The sequence below is a fragment of the Tateyamaria sp. genome, from assembly GCF_039945315.1.
In the GTDB taxonomy this organism is placed as follows: domain Bacteria; phylum Pseudomonadota; class Alphaproteobacteria; order Rhodobacterales; family Rhodobacteraceae; genus Tateyamaria.
Genome location: NZ_JBDUXB010000038.1, coordinates 70,174 through 87,697 on the forward strand (window position 1 = coordinate 70,174; position 17,524 = coordinate 87,697).

22 protein-coding genes and 1 tRNA gene are annotated in these 17,524 nt (G+C 57.5%); 14 read left to right on the plus strand and 9 right to left on the minus strand.

The features are described from left to right. Window positions 1-66 precede the first annotated feature (66 nt). Entirely contained in the window at window positions 67-1,068 is a 1,002-nt protein-coding gene (locus tag ABJD00_RS11860) for an AraC family transcriptional regulator ligand-binding domain-containing protein (protein ID WP_413833295.1), read from the plus strand. Window positions 1,069-1,896: 828 nt separating this feature from the next. Here ABJD00_RS11860 and ABJD00_RS11865 read toward each other — a convergent pair. Both ABJD00_RS11865 and ABJD00_RS11870 read right to left on the minus strand, forming a co-directional pair. Continuing rightward, window positions 1,897-1,972, minus strand: a tRNA-Ala gene (locus tag ABJD00_RS11865). 93 nt (window positions 1,973-2,065) lie between these two features. Continuing rightward, window positions 2,066-2,398: a TIGR02300 family protein gene (locus ABJD00_RS11870; protein ID WP_108835997.1), complete on the minus strand. Its 333-nt coding sequence runs from the start codon at window positions 2,396-2,398 to the stop codon at window positions 2,066-2,068. A 130-nt stretch (window positions 2,399-2,528) separates the two neighbouring features. Here ABJD00_RS11870 and ABJD00_RS11875 point away from each other — a divergent pair, with 130 nt between their 5' ends. Then, entirely contained in the window at window positions 2,529-3,221 is a 693-nt protein-coding gene (locus ABJD00_RS11875) for a M48 family metallopeptidase (RefSeq protein ID WP_413833297.1), read from the plus strand. Window positions 3,222-3,252: 31 nt separating this feature from the next. Beyond that, on the plus strand, window positions 3,253-3,903 hold the full coding sequence (locus tag ABJD00_RS11880; protein WP_413833299.1) for a GntR family transcriptional regulator: 651 nt from the start codon (window positions 3,253-3,255) through the stop codon (window positions 3,901-3,903). A gap of 50 nt (window positions 3,904-3,953) precedes the next feature. Here ABJD00_RS11880 and ABJD00_RS11885 read toward each other — a convergent pair whose 3' ends face one another. Both ABJD00_RS11885 and ABJD00_RS11890 read right to left on the minus strand, forming a co-directional pair. Further along, the gene (locus tag ABJD00_RS11885) at window positions 3,954-4,916 is read right to left on the minus strand and encodes an acetyl-CoA carboxylase carboxyltransferase subunit alpha (protein ID WP_413833301.1); all 963 of its coding nucleotides are present in this window, start codon (window positions 4,914-4,916) and stop codon (window positions 3,954-3,956) included. A 61-nt stretch (window positions 4,917-4,977) separates the two neighbouring features. Beyond that, window positions 4,978-5,571, minus strand: coding sequence for a LysE family translocator (locus tag ABJD00_RS11890; RefSeq protein WP_413833303.1), 594 nt, complete (start codon window positions 5,569-5,571; stop codon window positions 4,978-4,980). A 72-nt stretch (window positions 5,572-5,643) separates the two neighbouring features. On the opposite strand from ABJD00_RS11890, the gene ABJD00_RS11895 reads away from it, so the two are divergent. After that, window positions 5,644-6,096, plus strand: a complete 453-nt coding sequence (locus ABJD00_RS11895) for an Lrp/AsnC family transcriptional regulator (protein ID WP_413833305.1) — start codon at window positions 5,644-5,646, stop codon at window positions 6,094-6,096. Window positions 6,097-6,170: 74 nt separating this feature from the next. On the opposite strand, the gene ABJD00_RS11900 is transcribed toward ABJD00_RS11895, so the two are convergent. Further along, entirely contained in the window at window positions 6,171-6,638 is a 468-nt protein-coding gene (locus ABJD00_RS11900; RefSeq protein WP_413833307.1) for a DUF302 domain-containing protein, read from the minus strand. Window positions 6,639-6,812: 174 nt separating this feature from the next. Here ABJD00_RS11900 and ABJD00_RS11905 point away from each other — a divergent pair, with 174 nt between their 5' ends. Next, window positions 6,813-7,280, plus strand: coding sequence for a transglycosylase SLT domain-containing protein (locus ABJD00_RS11905; RefSeq protein WP_413833309.1), 468 nt, complete (start codon window positions 6,813-6,815; stop codon window positions 7,278-7,280). 61 nt (window positions 7,281-7,341) lie between these two features. Here ABJD00_RS11905 and ABJD00_RS11910 read toward each other — a convergent pair whose 3' ends face one another. Further along, window positions 7,342-8,301: an L-malyl-CoA/beta-methylmalyl-CoA lyase gene (locus ABJD00_RS11910; protein ID WP_413833311.1), complete on the minus strand. Its 960-nt coding sequence runs from the start codon at window positions 8,299-8,301 to the stop codon at window positions 7,342-7,344. A gap of 254 nt (window positions 8,302-8,555) precedes the next feature. Here ABJD00_RS11910 and dgcN point away from each other — a divergent pair, with 254 nt between their 5' ends. The 5 genes from dgcN to ABJD00_RS11935 all read left to right on the plus strand — a co-directional run bounded on the left by dgcN (window position 8,556) and on the right by ABJD00_RS11935 (window position 12,744). Continuing rightward, window positions 8,556-9,557 carry an N-acetyltransferase DgcN gene (gene dgcN, locus ABJD00_RS11915; protein ID WP_413833313.1) on the plus strand — a complete coding sequence of 334 codons (1,002 nt, stop codon included), beginning with the start codon at window positions 8,556-8,558 and terminating at the stop codon, window positions 9,555-9,557. A 59-nt stretch (window positions 9,558-9,616) separates the two neighbouring features. After that, window positions 9,617-10,582 carry an N-acetyl-D-Glu racemase DgcA gene (dgcA, locus tag ABJD00_RS11920; protein WP_413833315.1) on the plus strand — a complete coding sequence of 322 codons (966 nt, stop codon included), beginning with the start codon at window positions 9,617-9,619 and terminating at the stop codon, window positions 10,580-10,582. A 2-nt stretch (window positions 10,583-10,584) separates the two neighbouring features. Beyond that, a complete protein-coding gene (locus tag ABJD00_RS11925; protein WP_413833317.1) occupies window positions 10,585-11,442 on the plus strand; it encodes a D-amino-acid transaminase in 858 nt (285 codons plus the stop codon). A 127-nt stretch (window positions 11,443-11,569) separates the two neighbouring features. Then, a complete protein-coding gene (locus tag ABJD00_RS11930) occupies window positions 11,570-12,466 on the plus strand; it encodes an SPFH domain-containing protein (RefSeq protein ID WP_413833319.1) in 897 nt (298 codons plus the stop codon). Beyond that, entirely contained in the window at window positions 12,463-12,744 is a 282-nt protein-coding gene (locus ABJD00_RS11935) for an NfeD family protein (RefSeq protein ID WP_108836009.1), read from the plus strand. The genes ABJD00_RS11930 and ABJD00_RS11935 overlap by 4 nt, the downstream gene beginning before the upstream one ends. A gap of 13 nt (window positions 12,745-12,757) precedes the next feature. Here the strand turns inward: ABJD00_RS11935 and ABJD00_RS11940 are convergent, their stop codons facing one another. Beyond that, window positions 12,758-13,072 (minus strand): DUF1244 domain-containing protein, encoded by a 315-nt coding sequence (locus ABJD00_RS11940; protein WP_108836010.1) that lies wholly within the window; start codon window positions 13,070-13,072, stop codon window positions 12,758-12,760. A 79-nt stretch (window positions 13,073-13,151) separates the two neighbouring features. Further along, a complete protein-coding gene (locus tag ABJD00_RS11945) occupies window positions 13,152-13,889 on the minus strand; it encodes an N-formylglutamate amidohydrolase (RefSeq protein ID WP_413833322.1) in 738 nt (245 codons plus the stop codon). 102 nt (window positions 13,890-13,991) lie between these two features. Between ABJD00_RS11945 and pyk the strand changes: the two genes are divergently transcribed. The 4 genes from pyk to rplT all read left to right on the plus strand — a co-directional run bounded on the left by pyk (window position 13,992) and on the right by rplT (window position 16,443). Further along, a complete protein-coding gene (gene pyk / locus ABJD00_RS11950) occupies window positions 13,992-15,440 on the plus strand; it encodes a pyruvate kinase (protein WP_413833324.1) in 1,449 nt (482 codons plus the stop codon). A 43-nt stretch (window positions 15,441-15,483) separates the two neighbouring features. Next, window positions 15,484-15,696 carry a hypothetical protein gene (locus ABJD00_RS11955; RefSeq protein ID WP_413849618.1) on the plus strand — a complete coding sequence of 71 codons (213 nt, stop codon included), beginning with the start codon at window positions 15,484-15,486 and terminating at the stop codon, window positions 15,694-15,696. A 168-nt stretch (window positions 15,697-15,864) separates the two neighbouring features. Further along, a complete protein-coding gene (gene rpmI, locus ABJD00_RS11960; RefSeq protein ID WP_027263382.1) occupies window positions 15,865-16,065 on the plus strand; it encodes a 50S ribosomal protein L35 in 201 nt (66 codons plus the stop codon). 15 nt (window positions 16,066-16,080) lie between these two features. Then, a complete protein-coding gene (rplT, locus tag ABJD00_RS11965) occupies window positions 16,081-16,443 on the plus strand; it encodes a 50S ribosomal protein L20 (RefSeq protein ID WP_108836014.1) in 363 nt (120 codons plus the stop codon). A 78-nt stretch (window positions 16,444-16,521) separates the two neighbouring features. On the opposite strand, the gene ABJD00_RS11970 is transcribed toward rplT, so the two are convergent. Next, window positions 16,522-17,343: an OmpA family protein gene (locus ABJD00_RS11970; RefSeq protein WP_413833329.1), complete on the minus strand. Its 822-nt coding sequence runs from the start codon at window positions 17,341-17,343 to the stop codon at window positions 16,522-16,524. Between the last annotated feature and the right edge of the window lie 181 nt (window positions 17,344-17,524).

Below are 17,524 nucleotides of genomic sequence, written 5' to 3' on the forward strand. Positions count from 1 at the left end.
ACTCCGTTCGGGGACAGTCGGTTATATCCATTGACTAAATTCGCCGACAATCTTTGAATCTCGGCCATGGCACCAAAGCACACAGGTATATGGGCGCAAACGCTGGTTGAAGCGTTACGCGACCGAGGAATCTCTGACCAAGCTATCGTTGGTAATACTGGTATCCGTTTACGCCCTCTGGCAGGTGACGAGCCTAAAATCGGGTTTGACGATCTCGCTTTGCTTTTCGAACGTGCCGGAGAGGTGACAGGCGACAACCTGCTCGGATTTCATCATGCTCAGGGCCTCGACTACAGAAGAGGTGGATTGATCACCTACACGGGCGTGTCATCCCCAACCGTCCGCACCTGTCTACACAATCTTGCGCGCTACCAGCGCATTAGCGGCGACGCGATTGAACTCAGCACGACCAATTTGGACGATCATGGACTCATTGAGTGGCACTTTAAGGTTCCGCGCAGTTTAGTGCGTCGACAATATGTTGAGTTCGGTGGAACCGCGGTTGTGGATATCATCCGCCGTCTGACCAATCGTCGTGTGACCCCTCAGAAGGTTGAGTTCAGGCACTTCCGCAAGACAAACCTCAAACCAATTTCGCAGTTCTTTAGCTGTACGGTCGAATACGGAAGTGACGAAAATCGCATCACGCTGAAACAAGCGGATCTCGATCTGCCGCTGCGGAGCGCAGATAATCAACTCTACAAGTTGCTCAGAAAATTTAGTGAAGAGTCTTTGGATACGTTATGTCCTGAAAAGCCATCTATTGTGATTGCCTTAGAAGAACGGGTCGCTGCTAACCCAGGGAAGTCTCAGGACGATGTGGCAAAAGAGTTGGGCATGAGCACGCGAACACTATCACGACGGTTGACCGAGGCTGGAACAACATATTTCGGCGTGGTTGAAGCTTATCGCGAAGCCATGGCAAAGAGCATGTTGTCCGGGACAGAAATGCAGTTCACCGAAGTGGCCTATGTCCTTGGGTATGCAGACGCCAGCACCTTTAGCACAGCCTTCAAACGTTGGATGGGCAAGACGCCGTCGCAATACCGGGAACAGAACTCCCAATAGACTAACCGGATCTCCAAAGGTTCATCGCGCAGTCACTTCAATTGGAGAAGAGCAAGACAGGAAGTGCCTGATAGGCTGAACCGGTCTGCTGGTAAGGCGAGACCAATGCCCCTTAATTTCCAGTGTTTTTCAGACCAATTGAAATGGCGGTAATCCCAAAGCATTTGGCTCAAAATCAAAAGCGGCAAGAGAGCGGTCCACTTAGATCGGTAGTGTCGCTGGCGCAGTAGTGCCGACGGCGCTTGGCGCACCAGATTGCATCTATGTCTATCTGCGCGACCAAGCAACTGAGGGTGGGGGCAGTAGTTGGTGACTTGATAAAAAGTACCGCCCTCGATCCCCCACTTTCCTTGAAAACACGCTTTCGTTCGACACATTAATCTTGGGGCGGCCAAGTGTACCTACGATGAGGGCGAAGTTTCTGCCCGGTCAATTTCCTAGATTTAGGGGATTGAAGGTGATGGGAAGGTTCTATGGATCACAGCGGGACCGAACCGGTGTGATCCGCATGGACGCGCTACCGGATACGCGTCAATCAGCCCCCACAGTTGTATGCGAGCGCTTCTGGATATTCGCAATTTCGCAGGAGAATGGAGGAGCATAGCGGGATCGAACCGCTGCACTCAGGGTGGCGGCGTGAACCGATGCCCGTAAGTCAGCGCCCACGGTGGTCATCGGGACTACCTGCCATGCGTGGATTGGTAGGGGAATGGAGGAGCATAGCGGGATCGAACCGCTGCACTCAGAGTGGCTGCGGAGCAGACGCGCGTAACTCAGCGCCGGAAAGCGTTATCAGGCGAATGGTTTGTGCGTGAATTGGCAAGGGAATGGTGGAGCATAGCGGGATCGAACCGCTGACCTCCTGCATGCCATGCAGGCGCTCTCCCAGCTGAACTAATGCCCCATTCCTTGGGCGGCTGTTGCCAGCCGTGCGCCGCTGATTAGGCGCTTTGAGAGACGGGATCAAGTACTAATCGACCCCGTCAGGCTCGTGTCTTTAGCTGTCGTCGTCGTTGGTTGCGACGTCAGCGATCTCTTCGAGCGGAACTGTATCTTCGTCCGCGTCGTCGTCATCCAGAAGATCATCATCCAGATCCACATCGACGTCATCATCATCAACAACCTGATCCTCGTCCTCGGAGGCTGTGGCGGCCTTGGCTTTGGCTGTGACGGCATCTTCGGCGTCTGCTGCGATCATGCGAGTTTTAGAGCTGTCCAGCTCCACCACATCACCAGTATAGGGGCTGACGATGGGCGAACGGTTCATATCGTAAAACCGTTTGCCCGTGGTTGGGCAGAGGCGTTTGGTGCCCCATTCTTCCTTTGGCATCGGGTATCCTTGTGTGTCTGAAGGCCTCGGGCGCGGGTGCGTTTGGGCCATCTCTTATTGAAGCGATTCTGGGCAAGTGCCATAAGGCCAGCACGGAGTCAAAGCCTTATGGCCAGATAGGGGAAATGGGATGTCGACGCGTGTCCTGCAAGGGGATCCGGATATCGCGCTGACCTTGCGCCGCTCGGCCCGTGCGCGCCGCATGACCTTGCGCATCAATCAGATCGACGGGCGGGTCACTCTGACCCTTCCAACGCGCGCCAGTGAACGTGAGGCGTTGGCTTTTGCCGAGACAAAACAGGCTTGGATTCGCAAGCATCTGGAAGCGTCTATGGGCCAAGTGGCGGCTGTTTTGGGTGCCCGCATACCCATGGAAGGCACATTGTGCGACATCGCCACCGGCAAAGGGCGGCGCGTTCAATTCGAGGACGGTGTGTTACACGTGCCTGGCCCGGAAGAGAGAGTGCCCGCCCGCGTTCTTGGTTACCTGAAAACCCGTGCGCGTGATCGCCTGGCAGGGGCGAGTGATCATTATGCCGCTCGTTTGGGCCGATCCTATTCGGGCATTTCCATTCGCGATACGCGGTCCCGGTGGGGATCGTGTTCCAGTGCGGGGCGCTTAATGTACTCATGGCGTCTGATCATGGCCCCACCTGCAGTGCTGGACTATGTAGCCGCCCACGAGGTCGCACATCTGGCGCAGATGAACCACTCGCCCGCATTCTGGTCGGAGGTAGAGCGTATCCACGGCCCTTACGCCCAAGCGCGTGCGTGGTTGCGCCGAGAGGGCAATGACCTGCACCGCTATCGATTTGGCGATTGACCGCGCGACCCGCATGTGATCACAAATTCATATGCAGCCTGTATTGCCCGCAAAAGAAGCCTCGACCGCCGCCCATGATCAGGTCTATCGCCGTTTGCGAACCCGAATTATGCATGGTGATATCCTGCCGGGAACGGCCCTGACATTGCGCGGGATCGGCAAGCAGTATGAGGTGTCCATGACGCCGGCGCGCGAGGCGGTGCGCCGTCTGGTGGCTGAAGGGGCGCTGACCCTGTCTCAATCCGGTCGGGTTTCCACACCGGAATTGTCAAACGAGCGCATCGAAGAATTGGCTGCCCTGCGCGCCCTGATCGAGGTGGAACTGGCGACCCGCGCCTTGCCCCGCGCGCATCTGGCCCTGATCGAACGGCTGCAAACCATCAACGGGGCGGTGGCCGAAGCTGTCGCGCACCGGGACGCGGTCAGCTACATCCGTACCAATCTTGAATTTCACCGCACACTCTATCTGCGGGCACAAGCGCCCGCCATGCTGGCCATGGCCGAAACGGTGTGGTTGCAGATGGGACCGACGATGCGCAATCTTTATGGCCGCTTGCGGCGCACGGAACCGCCGCAATATCACCGCCATATCATTGCTGCTCTGCGCGCGGGAGACGAGCCCGGCCTACGCATCGCGGTACGTTCGGACGTCACTCAGGGATTGCGCATGTTGGCGACCTGAACGGAGCGACTTCGGATCGGGTGGCAACTCTATCTACAGAAAAGCTGGCGCTAGGCCGCGAGGCCCGTCTGCCCCAAATTCATGAATTTTTCACGCCGCTGTTTGATCAGTGCTTTGGCATCCATTTTGTCCATGTCGGCCAGCATCGCTTTTAGCGTCTTGCCGACCGCGGCCATCGTTTCGTCTGCAAATCGATGCGCACCGCCCAAAGCCTCTGGAATGATACGGTCAATGATACCCAGTTGTTTGAGGTCTTGGGCTGTTAGCCGCAGCGCTTCGGCGGCTTCGCGCATCTTTTCGGAATCCTTCCACAGGATCGAAGCGCACCCTTCGGGGCTGATCACCGAATAGACGGAGTGTTCGAGCATCGCGATCTTGTTGGCCGTGGCAAAGGCTACAGCGCCGCCCGATCCACCTTCGCCAATGATCACTGAGGCAATGGGTACTCCAATTTGCAGGCATTTTTCGGTTGAGCGTGCGATGGCCTCGGATTGGCCGCGTTCTTCGGCCCCTTTGCCGGGGTAGGCACCGGGCGTGTCCACCAGAGTGATCAGCGGTAGACCAAAGCGGTCCGCTATGTCCATCAGCCGGATTGCCTTGCGATACCCTTCGGGTCGCGCCATGCCGAAATTCCGCGCAATGCGGGATTTGGTGTCGTTGCCTTTTTCATGGCCAAGAACCACGACAGGCCGGTCATCGAACCGGGCCAGACCGCCCATGACGGCGTGATCATCGGCAAAATTGCGATCGCCGGCCAGCGGTGTGTATTCCGTGAAAAGCGCGTTAATGTAGTCGACGCAGTGGGGGCGATCAGGATGGCGTGCCACCTGACATTTGCGCCACGGTGTGAGGTTTTTGTAAAGATCTTCGAGAAGTGCCGCGGCTTTGCCATCCAGTGCCGCTGCCTCGTCCGCGACATCCATGTCCTCGTTTTGCCGACCCAGGGCGCGCAGTTCTTCTGCCTTACCTTCGATTTCTGCCAGCGGCTTTTCGAATTCCAGATATTGCGTCACGCGCACACTCCTGCTGCGGTCTTTGGCGTTATATGGCCGGGTGCGGAACCATTTGCAATGTTCAGGGAAAGAGCACGGGGTAAAGCGATGCCACCAGTAGCGCTGCCATAGTCCAGTTGAAGGCACGCAAACGCGCCGTGTTGGTAAGAAACCGCGCCATTTGCTGGCCCACAATTGTCCATGTGCTGACCGCCGGCAGGTTGATCGACCCAAAAACCAACGCCACTAACGCGATCGCGGCGAGCGTATTGTCGGGCGTGTAGACGGTGACCGCAGTCAGCGCCATGCTCCACGCTTTTGGATTGACCCACTGGAAAGCAGCAGCCTGAAGGAACGTCATCGGAGTACCGGTGTCTTCGCCTTTGCGCACAGGTGCGGCGTTGGCGATTTTCCACGCCAGATAGAGCAGATACAGGATCGAGCCGACTTTCAGTACCTGGTGGCTGATCGGGTAGGCGTCAAAGATCTGAACCAGCCCGGCCCCGACCAGCATAACCATCAGTGAAAATCCGATGCCGATGCCCAACATGTGCGGCACCGTGCGTCGGAATCCAAAGTTGGCCCCTGACGCCATAAGCATCAGGTTGTTCGGGCCCGGTGTGATCGAGCTGACAAAGGCGAAGGCGGCTAGCGCCGGTATGAGATCAAATATCATGGGCAATAAATGGGCCTATGTGGGCGATATAAAATTGCAAGTATGCCAAATACTGGTTTAAGTTTGCAACACATGAGTGATTTGGGTCCAATATCTGAACGAATAGTGCAAGAGTTGAGTCGCGATGGGCGGCTGAGCAACATTGCGCTGGCGGATCGCGTGGGCCTGTCACCCTCGGCGTGTCTGCGCCGTGTGCAGGATCTTGAACGGCGTGGGGTCATCACCGGATACCGAGCCGTACTTGATCGCTCCAAACTGGGCGGCGGGTTTGTTGCCTACATAGGCGTTGGTCTTAGCGCTCATTCCAAGGCCAGCCAGGAAGCTTTTGAGCATGCTATCGCGCGCGCCCCGGAAGTGCGTGAGTGCCACAACATCACGGGCACGATCGAATACCTGCTGCGCGTCGAATGTGCTGACATTGCTAGCTACAAGCTGTTTCACACTGAGATGCTGGGGGCGTTGCCAGATGTGAATTCTATCACGTCCTATGTGGTGCTGGGGTCACCCAAGGACGAGCGTGCCTGAGATTTGAGCGGGTGAGAGCGAGGGACCAACCTTTCGCGCTCCCCATGACATATCTGTTCAAGAGAACATGTGGATCAGTTCGTCGCTGCGGCGCTGATGGCTGAAAAGATCGTGTCGAGTTCATCTGCCAGTTTTGTCAGTTCGGGCCCTGCATCATCTGTGTAGGGCGCGAAGACCGTGGACGGCAGTTTGTAGCTGAGGGTCGCTGTGCCGTCCTCGTTTTCAGTGACGTACATCCGAATGGGTGCTTCGATCATGGCCGCGGTCGACAAGTTCAGAATGTTGACGGCGTAGGCGTTGTTGAACAGCCCGATCACCCGATTGCCGGGGATAGTGATCCCCCGCTTTTTCGCGGCGCCGGTTGGGCCGGCTTGGGTAACGACACCCATCTTGTTGGCTTTGGCGGCGGATTTGACGTCATCGACCAGTTGCCCGAACGGCTTGGTCGTGCGGGTTACAGACCAGCCGTCCCGCGCCGTCATTTCAGCGTGGGCGAGTGAGGCCGTCAGGATCAAAATGAATGCTGCAAAGAGGTGGCGCATGGGTTGGCTCCTACAGTTTGGGCAACCAATGCACAGCGCACATGGCCTTGCCCAATCACGTCTGTGTGCGCACAGGTTCGCCGGTGCCGATCAGCCAACACATCTGTGACTGGTCGCGTCCTTATGTCCGGTGTAGGTGAATGCCAGCTGAATCCGACGTCGAGGCCCATGCCAATGCGATTTCTTGTCCTTGCCTTTTCCCTTGTCCTGGCTGCCTGTTCTTCGTCGCAGCCAGAGCCACTCAAACCTGTTGAGTTGTACCCGAATGAAACTCCGGAACTGCGTGCGCTGATCGAAGCGGCTGCAGCTGAGAACGATATTCCCGTCGCTCTCGTCCAGAAGGTTGTTATTCGCGAAAGCACGCATCGTCCCAGCGCGCGCAATGGGCCCTATTTTGGATTGATGCAAATTCTGCCCGCGACGGCGCGGAGTATGGGATTTAGTGGCCAGCCCAGCGACCTTTTGGATGCCGAAACCAACCTTCGCTACGCGACCCGCTATTTGCGTGGGGCGTGGCTGGTGTCGGACGGGGACATGGACACGGCCGTCATGTGGTATGCGCGCGGCTACTACTTTGAGGCTAAAAAGCGCGGATTGGTCTCTGAGACCGGGGTGGACGGGCGCAAGGTCTGGCCGTCTTAATGATGAAGCATGACGTGCTTCGGCTGTCGCCAAAGGCCCTTCACGCTCCATCCTTTTTGGCTCAGATGCCCGCGATCATCTCGGATTGGCGCACGATCACCTCGGCCTGTTTTATCGAAGCGATGTCGACGAGCCGACCTTTGTAGACGGTAGCGCCTTCGCCATTGGCCTTGGCCGTTTCCATGGCAGCAAGAATCTCACGCGCCTCAGCGACGGCTTCTTGGGATGGGGTGAAGACTTCGTTTGCGATGGCCACTTGTTTGGGGTGGATCGCCCATTTGCCGACCATGCCAAGGGTCGCCGACCGGCGCGCCTGCGCACGGAAACCGTCATCATCCGAAAAATCGCCGAAGGGTCCGTCCACGGGCAGAACGCCATGGGTGCGGCAGGCGGCCACGATGGCGGCTTGGGCCCAGTGCCACGGATCAGACCAGTGCTTCTGGCCCTCGTGGAGCATGTAGTAGTTTTCCTGCGTGCCCCCGATGCCGGTGGTTTGCATGCCCATGGAGGCCGCAAAGTCCGCCGCTCCGAGCGACATAGCAGCCATACGGGGTGAGGCGGCGGCGATCTCTTCGACATGGGCGATGCCGGCGGCGGATTCGATGATCACTTCGAACTGGATGGGTTTTTTGCGTCCCTTTGCGTCCTCGATTGAAGTGACCAGCGCGTCGACAGCATAGATGTCGGATGCATTTCCCACTTTCGGAATCATGATCTGATCGAGCCGGTCGCTTGCCTGTTCCAGCAGGTCGACAACGTCGCGATACCAATAGGGGGTGTCGAGCCCGTTAATGCGCACCGATAGCGTTTTTGTGCCCCAGTCGATGTCGTGCGTCGCCTGAATGATATTGGCCCGGGCGCTGTCTTTGTCCGTGGGGGCAACCGAATCTTCGAGGTCGAGGTTGATCACATCGGCCGCAGACGCGGCCATCTTTTCGAAGATGGCAGGGCGCGAGCCGGGACCAAACAGCTGGCAGCGGTTGGGGCGGGCCGGCGGGGTGGGTTGGAGGCGGAATGACATGGCATGCTCTTTCGGTAAGAATATTGCGTCGGATTTGGTCGTTCAGTTATTAAATTACGCAATGCTCCACAACCCGCATTGTGCAGGTGCAGCATAAGTGCCGTTGCGCTCCGAAATGTTACGAAGCGGTGCGTTTTAGAGCGGATCGGCGCACCAATAGGTCCCATTTCGCCTCCGGAATGACGATTTTGCGATGTACGCCGCGCGCAAATAGGCCATTTTGCGCGCAGACATGTGTATAGAAAGACCTAGAGATGATTCAGACACCTTACCTTTTGTTTCTGGGCGACGCCCCGGATCAGCTTGCCGCCAAAGTGGCCCAGGGCATCACGGACTGGCGCCCGGAAAACGCTGTTGGCCAGTTCCGTCTGCCCGGATGTGGGGCGGATATGGGTTTGACAGATATGACTCTGGAAGAAGGTTTGGCCGCGGGTGCCAAAACGCTGGTCATTGGTGTGGCTAACCGGGGCGGCACCATTTCGGACGCGTGGAAGGTGGTTTTGGTGAAGGCCTTGCAGATGGGCTATGACCTTGCTGCCGGTCTGCACAATCTGCTGCGCGACGAGAACGAATTGCAATCCGCCGCTAAGGTGAATGGTGGAACGCTGCATGATGTTCGTGTGCCCACTGTGGCCTACCCCATAGCCAACGGGGTCAAGCGGACGGGCAAGCGTGTGCTTGCCATCGGCACCGATTGTTCCTGCGGCAAGATGTACACAGCCATGTCGATGGATGCAGAGATGCAAGCGCGCGGCATGAAGTCTGATTTTCGCGCCACCGGTCAGACCGGCATTCTGATCACGGGCAAAGGTGTGCCGCTGGATGCCGTCATCGCCGATTTCATGGCTGGTGCTGTGGAATATCTGACGCCTGACAATGATGCGGATCACTGGGATCACATTGAAGGGCAGGGCAGCCTGTTTCACGTGTCCTATTCCGGCGTCACGATGGCGCTGATCCATGGTGGCCAGCCTGATGCGCTGGTTCTGTGTCATGAACCGACGCGTACCCATATGCGCGGTCTGCCCCACTTCGGTTTGCCGGCGCTTGAAACATTGCGCGACACGGCCTTGCCTTTGGCGCGACTGGCCAACCCGGCCTGTCAGGTTACCGGCGTGTCTGTGAACACCAAGGCGCTGGATGAGGCGGCGGCCAAGGCATGTTTGCAGGAGATCGAAGATCGCATGAACCTGCCGGCGACCGACCCTTATCGTTTTGGGGCGGGCAAGTTGGTCGATGCGCTTGTTGACCTGTGAACACCGGTGTTCTGACGAGCCTTTTGGGAAAAGTTTTTCCGGCGAGATGAAGGTGAAGCATGCACATTGAAGTTAGCCACGATGTGTTTCAGCTGGCGCAAGTTTTCACGATCTCACGTGGGTCGCGCACCGAAGCAAAGGTACTGAGCGCGGTGATCACCGATGGGGACGCGCGTGGCTGGGGCGAGTGTGTTCCGTATGCGCGTTACGATGAGACGCTCAAGTCCGTAACATCCGAGATCGAGGGGTTGCCCGATGTGCTAACACATCAGGCGCTCTATGATCTGTTGCCTGCTGGTGCAGCGCGCAACGCAGTCGATTGTGCGTTGTGGGATCTGGAAGCAAAACGGTTGGGAAAACGGGTATGGGAACTGGCCGGGCTGGCCGCACCCGGCCCGGAAATTACTGCTTATACGCTGTCCCTTGCTTCGCCTGAGGCCATGCAGGCACAGGCGGCGCAGAATGCGCATCGCCCACTGCTCAAGATCAAGCTGGGAACGCCAGATGACATGCCACGCCTCGAAGCGGTGCGTGCCGGTGCGCCCAAGGCCCGCATCATTGTGGATGCCAATGAGGGGTGGTCGGCGGAAGTCTATGCCGATCTGGCCCCACATCTGGTCCGCTTAGGCGTGGAACTGGTAGAGCAGCCATTGCCCGCCGGGGAAGATGACGCACTGATTGGGATGGAACGACCCGTGCCAGTCTGCGCGGATGAATCCTGCCATGACCGCGACAGCCTGCTCGGTTTGAAGGGCAAGTATGACGTGGTGAACATCAAGCTCGACAAGACGGGTGGCCTGACCGAGGCACTGGCCCTGCGCGATGCCGCATTGGCCGATGGGTATGGCGTGATGGTCGGCTGCATGGTCGGGTCGTCCCTTGCAATGGCACCTGCAACGTTGGTGGCGCAGGGTGCGGCGGTCGTGGACCTTGACGGGCCGCTCTTGTTGGCCGAAGACCGTGATACACCGTTGATTTTTGATGACGCCGGGGTGCACCCGCCCCGCGCAGAGCTATGGGGATAAAGATGCGCACTGTTTACGTAAACGGAGACTACCTGCCTGAGAATGAGGCGAAGGTGTCGATCTTTGACCGTGGTTTCCTGATGGCCGACGGGGTCTATGAGGTAACGTCCGTTCTGGATGGCAAGCTGATTGATTTTGACGGTCATGCAGTGCGGTTGCAGCGCTCGCTTGATGAGTTGGACATGGCCAACCCGATTTCGAAAGAAGACCTGTTGGAAGTGCATCGCGAATTGGTGCGTTTGAACGGCATTGAGGAAGGCATGATTTACCTTCAGATCACGCGCGGCGCGCCAAGCGATCGCGACTTTGCCTTTCCCGACCCTGAAACGCCGCAAACAATCGTTCTGTTTACCCAGAACAAGCCCGGCCTTGCTGACAACCCTGCCGCCAAGAAGGGCATGAAGGTCATCAGCATCGAAGACATCCGCTGGGGTCGTCGCGACATCAAGACGGTGCAGTTGCTCTATCCTTCGATGGGGAAAATGATGGCCAAGAAGGCGGGCGTGGACGATGCATGGATGGTGCAGGACGGGTTCGTCACCGAAGGGACATCGAACAACGCTTACATCGTGAAGGGCAACAAGATCATTACCCGTGAAGCGTCGCCCGATATCCTCAAAGGGATCACCCGGACAGCGGTGCTCCGCTTTGCCCAAGAGGCGCAGATGGAAGTGGAAGAGCGCAACTTTACCATCGAGGAAGCACGTGAAGCGGACGAGGCGTTTATCACCTCGGCCTCCACGTTTGTGATGCCGGTCGTCGAGATTGACGGCGTGGCCTTGGGCGATGGTACGCCGGGCCACGTGGCACCGCGCCTGCGCGAAATTTATCTGGACGAAAGCCGTAAGGCCGCTGGGTGATCAGGGCACCTGGTCGCCTCTACAAAAGCGGCGATCTGCGCCATCTGAGACTCGTTTGGCCTTGAAATTCAGTGAAATCGTGTACAGATATGATATGTAAATACGATTAACTTTGAGGTGTATATTTATGAACGAAGACTTGATCCTGGGCCTGCTAAACGAAAACCTGATCCCAATTCTGGCCGCGCTCTTTTTGCTGCTGTGCCTTTTTCTGGGTGTGCGGATCGTTCCTCAAAGCGAGAAATATGTCGTCGAACGTTTTGGGCGCCTGCGCGCGGTGCTTGGGCCGGGGATCAATTTTATTGTCCCGTTCATGGATGTCGTCCGCCACAAGGTGTCTGTGCTTGAACGCCAGTTGCCCAACGAAAGTCAGGATGCCATCACGTCCGACAATGCTCTCGTACAGGTCGAAACCAGCGTGTTTTATCGCGTGACCGAACCGGAGCGTACCGTGTACCGGATCCGCGATGTGGATGGCGCGGTGCAGACGACAATTGCAGGCATTGTACGCTCGGAAATCGGCAAGATGGAGCTGGACGAAGTGCAGTCCAACCGCACGCAACTGATCAGCCAGATCAAGATACTGGTTGAAGAGGCGGTGGATGACTGGGGTATTGAGGTGACGCGCGCCGAGATTCTGGACGTGAACCTTGATGCGGCGACTCGTGAGGCAATGTTGCAGCAGTTAAACGCGGAACGTGCGCGCCGTGCCTCGGTCACCGAGGCAGAGGGTCACAAAAGGGCCACCGAGTTGAACGCCGATGCCGAGCTTTATGCTGCTGAGCAAGCCGCCAAGGCCCGCCGGGTGACGGCCGATGCTGAGGCCTATGCAACGCAGGTGGTGGCCGAAGCCATCAACACCCACGGTATCGAATCCGCGCAATTTCAAGTGGCGTTGAAACAGGTCGAAGCAGTTACCGAAATCGCGCGCGGTGAAGGGCAGCAGACAATCGTTCTGCCCTCGAGCGCGATGGATGCCTTTGGGGAAGCGTTTGGCATGCTGACCGGGAAGGCACGCAAATGAGCGAGCTTTGGAGCCTTTGGTGGGTCTGGATCGTCGCTGCGCTGGTGCTGAGCATCATTGAGGTCTTTGTGCCGGCCTTTGTTTTTCTGGGCATGGCGGTTGGCGCAGTGGTCGTCGGCGTAGGGCTGGCCTTTGGCCTGCTCGGATGGATCGCAACGCCGCCTGTCCTGTTCCTGATCTTTGCATCAGCCTCGGTGGTTGCGGCGCTGGTTCTGCGCTCTGTGATCGGCGTGCGCCGGGGACAGGTCAAAAAATGGGACCGCGACATTAACGAATGACGCGGTCTTCAGCCTAACCTTTTTTCTCGACGTTTTGTTCAAAGGCGGTCTCGAAGGCCGCCTTTTTCGCGTCTGACGCATCCGTCTGATAGTTAGCTTTCCATTCATCCATGGTCATGCCGTAGAACGCCTCACGCCCTTCGTCCTTGCTCATCTCGATACCTTTTTCGGCGGCAGCCTCTTGGTACCAGCGACTAAGGCAGTTCCGGCAGAACCCGGTGAGGTTCATCATGTCGATGTTTTGCACGTCCGTGCGGTCTTGCATCAGGTGTTGGCGCAAGCGGCGGAATGCTGCAGCTTCGAGTTCGAGTTGGGTTTGTGCGTCCATGGTGGTTTTCCTTGGTTTGGGCGTTGGACCGGTGCGATGCCCCAGATCCCGCGGTATTTTCCGTCAGAAGAACGTTTGTTTAAAGATTGGCCTTTTTGTGGGCCGCTTCAAGGTGTGGTGCGAGGGTGCTGGCCCAACGTTGCTGGCTGTCAGGGCTCGCGATGAGATCTTGGCGGATTTCCAGTATCACATTGGGCCGACCCGGTCCGTGGGCATGCTGGCTGAGCGCATCACCCGGAAAGAACCCTGCATAGGGCGCGTTGTCTCCAACCGGGCTTGTCAGGTGGTTGCTTAGGTTCCCGATCAGCGGGTCTGCAATCCGCCTGTCCTCAGCGGAGAGCACGCTGATTTCCCAAGGTCTTGGTGCACGTCCGACCAGTTGAGGCGTAAAGCTGTGGATCGAGAGGAAGGCGATATCGCGCCCATGTGCCAGCCCTGCAATGGCGTCATGATAGGGCTGGTACAGCGCTTCGATTCGTCGCGCGCGCTCTTGGGCGTCGACCCGTCTGTTCCCGTCGATGATGGTCCCATCGTAAAGCTGGGGGATCAACGTCGGATCGTCTGCACCACGGTTCGGGTCGATCACCAGCCGCGAATAGTTTGAGCAAATGACGGGCGCATTCAGTGCCTCTCCTAGGGCCAGCGCCGTGCCCATTGCGCCGATGTCATATGCGATATGACGGCCCATATCAGCGTCTGTCAGCCCCAGTGTCCCGCCTGCGACAAAATCAGGCACCGTGTTGGTTGCATGGTCGCATGTGATCACCCAAGGTCCCTGCCGGTCTGGACCATGGATGGAAAACGGGGAATATGTCATAGAGGCGTCACCATATTGGGGGCACATGTAGGCCAGTTGCTTCGGAAAGTGAATTGAGCAATAAGCGGCCCTGTTAGCGGTACCACAAAAAGGCTTTGGACGATGAAACGCATGCGCAACGTAAAAATCGTGGCCACTTTGGGCCCCGCATCGGAAGATTATGAAATGATCCGGGCGCTGCATGAGGCTGGCGCGGATGTGTTTCGTCTTAATATGTCCCATGGCAGCCATGACGAGATTGCAAAGAAACACGCAATTATCCGTCAGGTGGAAAAGGACACGGGTTCGTCCATCGCTATTTTGGCAGACCTTCAGGGGCCCAAGCTGCGCGTGGGTGTGTTTGCCAACCAAGATGGCGAAATGCTGGAAGACGGCGCCAAGTTCCGTCTGGACCTTGACACCGCAGACGGAGACAACGCCCGCGTTTGCCTACCTCACCCAGAGATTTTTGCAGCACTTGAGCCGGGCAAGACGTTGTTGGTAAATGACGGCAAGATCCGTCTGCAAGTAAAAGACTGTGGCCCCGACTTTGCCGATTGCGTCGTGATCGCAGGCGGCGTGATTTCCAACCGCAAGGGCGTGAACGTGCCGGATGTGGAACTGCCCCTTGCCGCGTTGTCCGAAAAGGACCGTGCTGATCTGGAGTTTACCGCCAAGCTGGGCGTGGACTGGATGGCGCTGAGCTTTGTTCAGCGTCCCGCTGACGTGGAAGAGGCCCGCGCGTTGGTCAAAGGCCGCGCCGCTATCCTTTCCAAAATTGAAAAGCCCAACGCAGTGGAACGTTTTGACGCTATTCTGGCCGCAAGCGATGGAATCATGGTCGCTCGGGGCGATCTGGGTGTTGAATTGCCTGTTCAGAATGTGCCGCCGATCCAGAAACGTCTGGTTCGCAAGTGCCGCTATGCGGGCAAGCCTGTGATTGTGGCCACCCAGATGCTTGAAAGCATGATCGAAAGCCCAATGCCCACCCGTGCCGAAGTCTCGGACGTGGCCACGGCCATCTATGAAGGTGCTGATGCTGTCATGCTGAGTGCTGAAAGCGCCGCGGGCAGCTATCCGATCGAAGCGGTTACGACGATGGACCGGGTTGCGGCAGAAGTCGAATTGGACCCCAACTACACCCAAATCATCGAGGCTAGCCGTCAGGCCAATCGTGGATCGATTGCTGACGGTATTGTTGCGGCTGCCCGAGAGATTGCGGAAACCACCAACATTAAGGCGATCTGCTGTTTCACTCAAAGCGGCACTACAGCCTTGCTGGTCTCGCGGGAACGCCCGCGCGTGCCGATCATCGCGCTGACTCCGCTGCATGGAACCGCCCGGCGTCTGGCGCTGAGTTGGGGATGCAACTGCGTCATCACACCCGCCATGGACCGCTTTAAGGGTGCCGTTGTCAGTGCGGCTAAGGCTGCATTGGAGGGCGGGTTTGGCACAGTTGAGGACCAGATTGTGGTCACCGCCGGAGTGCCGTTCAATGTCACAGGCACCACCAACATCTTGCGTGTCGCCCCATGCGATGAACGTTTGATTTTTGCGACCGATCCGGAGTAAATCTTGCCGCAGGTAAGCTTGAGGTGAATACTTGACGCCGGATATGTATTTGGTGCTCGGCATTCTGGTTGCCGGGTTTTCAATTCCATCGATTTTGTCGGCAATCGCCGACGGGCGCGCGCCACGCGCATCTGCCATAACTATCCTGATTGCCGGTGGCTTGATCCTGCTTGCGATCCAGACGCAGCCCGGCGGATACACGTTGCATGAGATCCCGGATGTGTTTGTGCGGGTGATTGCGCCGTTCATTTCCTGACGTGCGCGATACTTCGCTGTAGGATTTAGCGGCCCTTAAAGCCCGCCCTTTGAAAAATGGCTTGCACTTGGTGCAGCACCGCCTTATCTGGCGGCTTCGTTCCTGTGCGTCCGGCCTAAGTGGCATGCCGAGTCGCACGTTTACCGAACTCGAACTATGGAGACGGAAATGCCCAAGATGAAGACCAAGTCGAGCGCAAAGAAGCGCTTTAAAGTTACCGCGACCGGTAAGGTCATGGCAGGTCAGGCCGGCAAACGCCACGGCATGATCAAACGTACCCGCAAATTCATCCGTGACGCCCGTGGCACCACGACCCTGTCGGCTCCCGACGCTAAAATCGTCAAGGGCTTTATGCCCTACGACCGCTGATAGGAGGTATCTGATATGTCCCGTACCAAAGGTGGAACAATCGCCCACGCCCGTCACAAGAAGGTCATCAAGGCTGCGAAAGGCTACTACGGCCGTCGTAAGAGCACCTTCAAGGTCGCGCGCCAGGCCGTCGATAAGGCGAACCAGTATGCAACCCGTGACCGCCATAACCGCAAGCGGAACTTCCGCGCGCTGTGGATCCAGCGGATCAACGCCGCCGTCCGTGCCCATGATGAAGCGCTGACATACAGCCGTTTCATTAACGGTCTGTCGCTGGCTGGTATCGAAGTTGACCGTAAGGTTCTGGCTGATCTGGCCGTAAATGAGCCCGACGCGTTTGCTGCGATCGTAGATCAGGCCAAAGCGCAACTGGCCTAAGCGCCGTCGAAACAAATGTTTAGGCCCCGTCGATCCAATCGGCGGGGCTTTTTTCTTGTCTGCCGCAACAGCGGCAGTTCAGTTGCCGCTGAGTCTAACCGTCGCCGGCGCGCTACGTGGTGCAAGCGGGAACTGAACTCGACGGTTTTCTGCTTCGCCTGAAATGGTTCCTGCAAAGTTAACTGGTCGCGTCGCACCAAATCCGCGGGGCTGCAGGGAGGAGATGTCGTAACCTTCGCGCTGCAGTTGGTCGATCACAGACTGGGCGCGGAACCAGCTAAGGTCCATGTTCAATTGTGCGCTGCCGCGACGGTCCGAATGCCCCTCGACGATCACCTTGACCTCGTCGCAGGTCTTTACAGCTGTCGCGATGTTGCGCGCGCGGATCATGTCGGCGGCAACCGGGATGTCACTGCCCAGGGGAAAGTTGACCGTTGTAATCTTCACCAACGTATCAAGGTAGTCGATGCAACTGGGCACGCGGTAGCGATGTGTTGCCCCCAACCGCAGCGTTGATGGCGTGGTAGCGGCGACCTCGATCGGTTTGGGCGCGGGGGCCTCTTGTTCGATTTCGGGCGTCGGGGCCGGCGTTGCAATCGCTGGTACCGCCTCGGCGGTTTCGGTTTGCAGCAGGCTCATTTCCTGACGGGCGACGGCATTGGTCAGGTCGGGCAGCGACGGTTCTTCGAGCGCTGTGGCGGTTTCGGCAGTTACAAGGCCTGCCCGGTTCTGCTGGGAGATCAATAGGGTGGTGGTGATGACCAGCCCGGTGAACATCGCGAGAAACACTGCCGCGCCTGCGGCCAGTATCCACTTCGATATTCCTTGCTGCTTTTGCGGTACAAACACCGCTTCCCTTGGCGTGCTACTGCCGGGTGTATTCATCGTTAACTTTGCCATTGCCCGTCCCCCAAGCCAGATCAATGTATTGACTAAGATCATCGCTGTGACAGGCTTAGCCCGTATGTCACCCGCACATGTGGCAGCATGGCGGACGCGATCATCTAATGATTGCGCTAAGCATATCGCGGGTGTTTTCTCAATAGCCTCTATATTCGGTATTTTGCTTTTCTTGTTTATT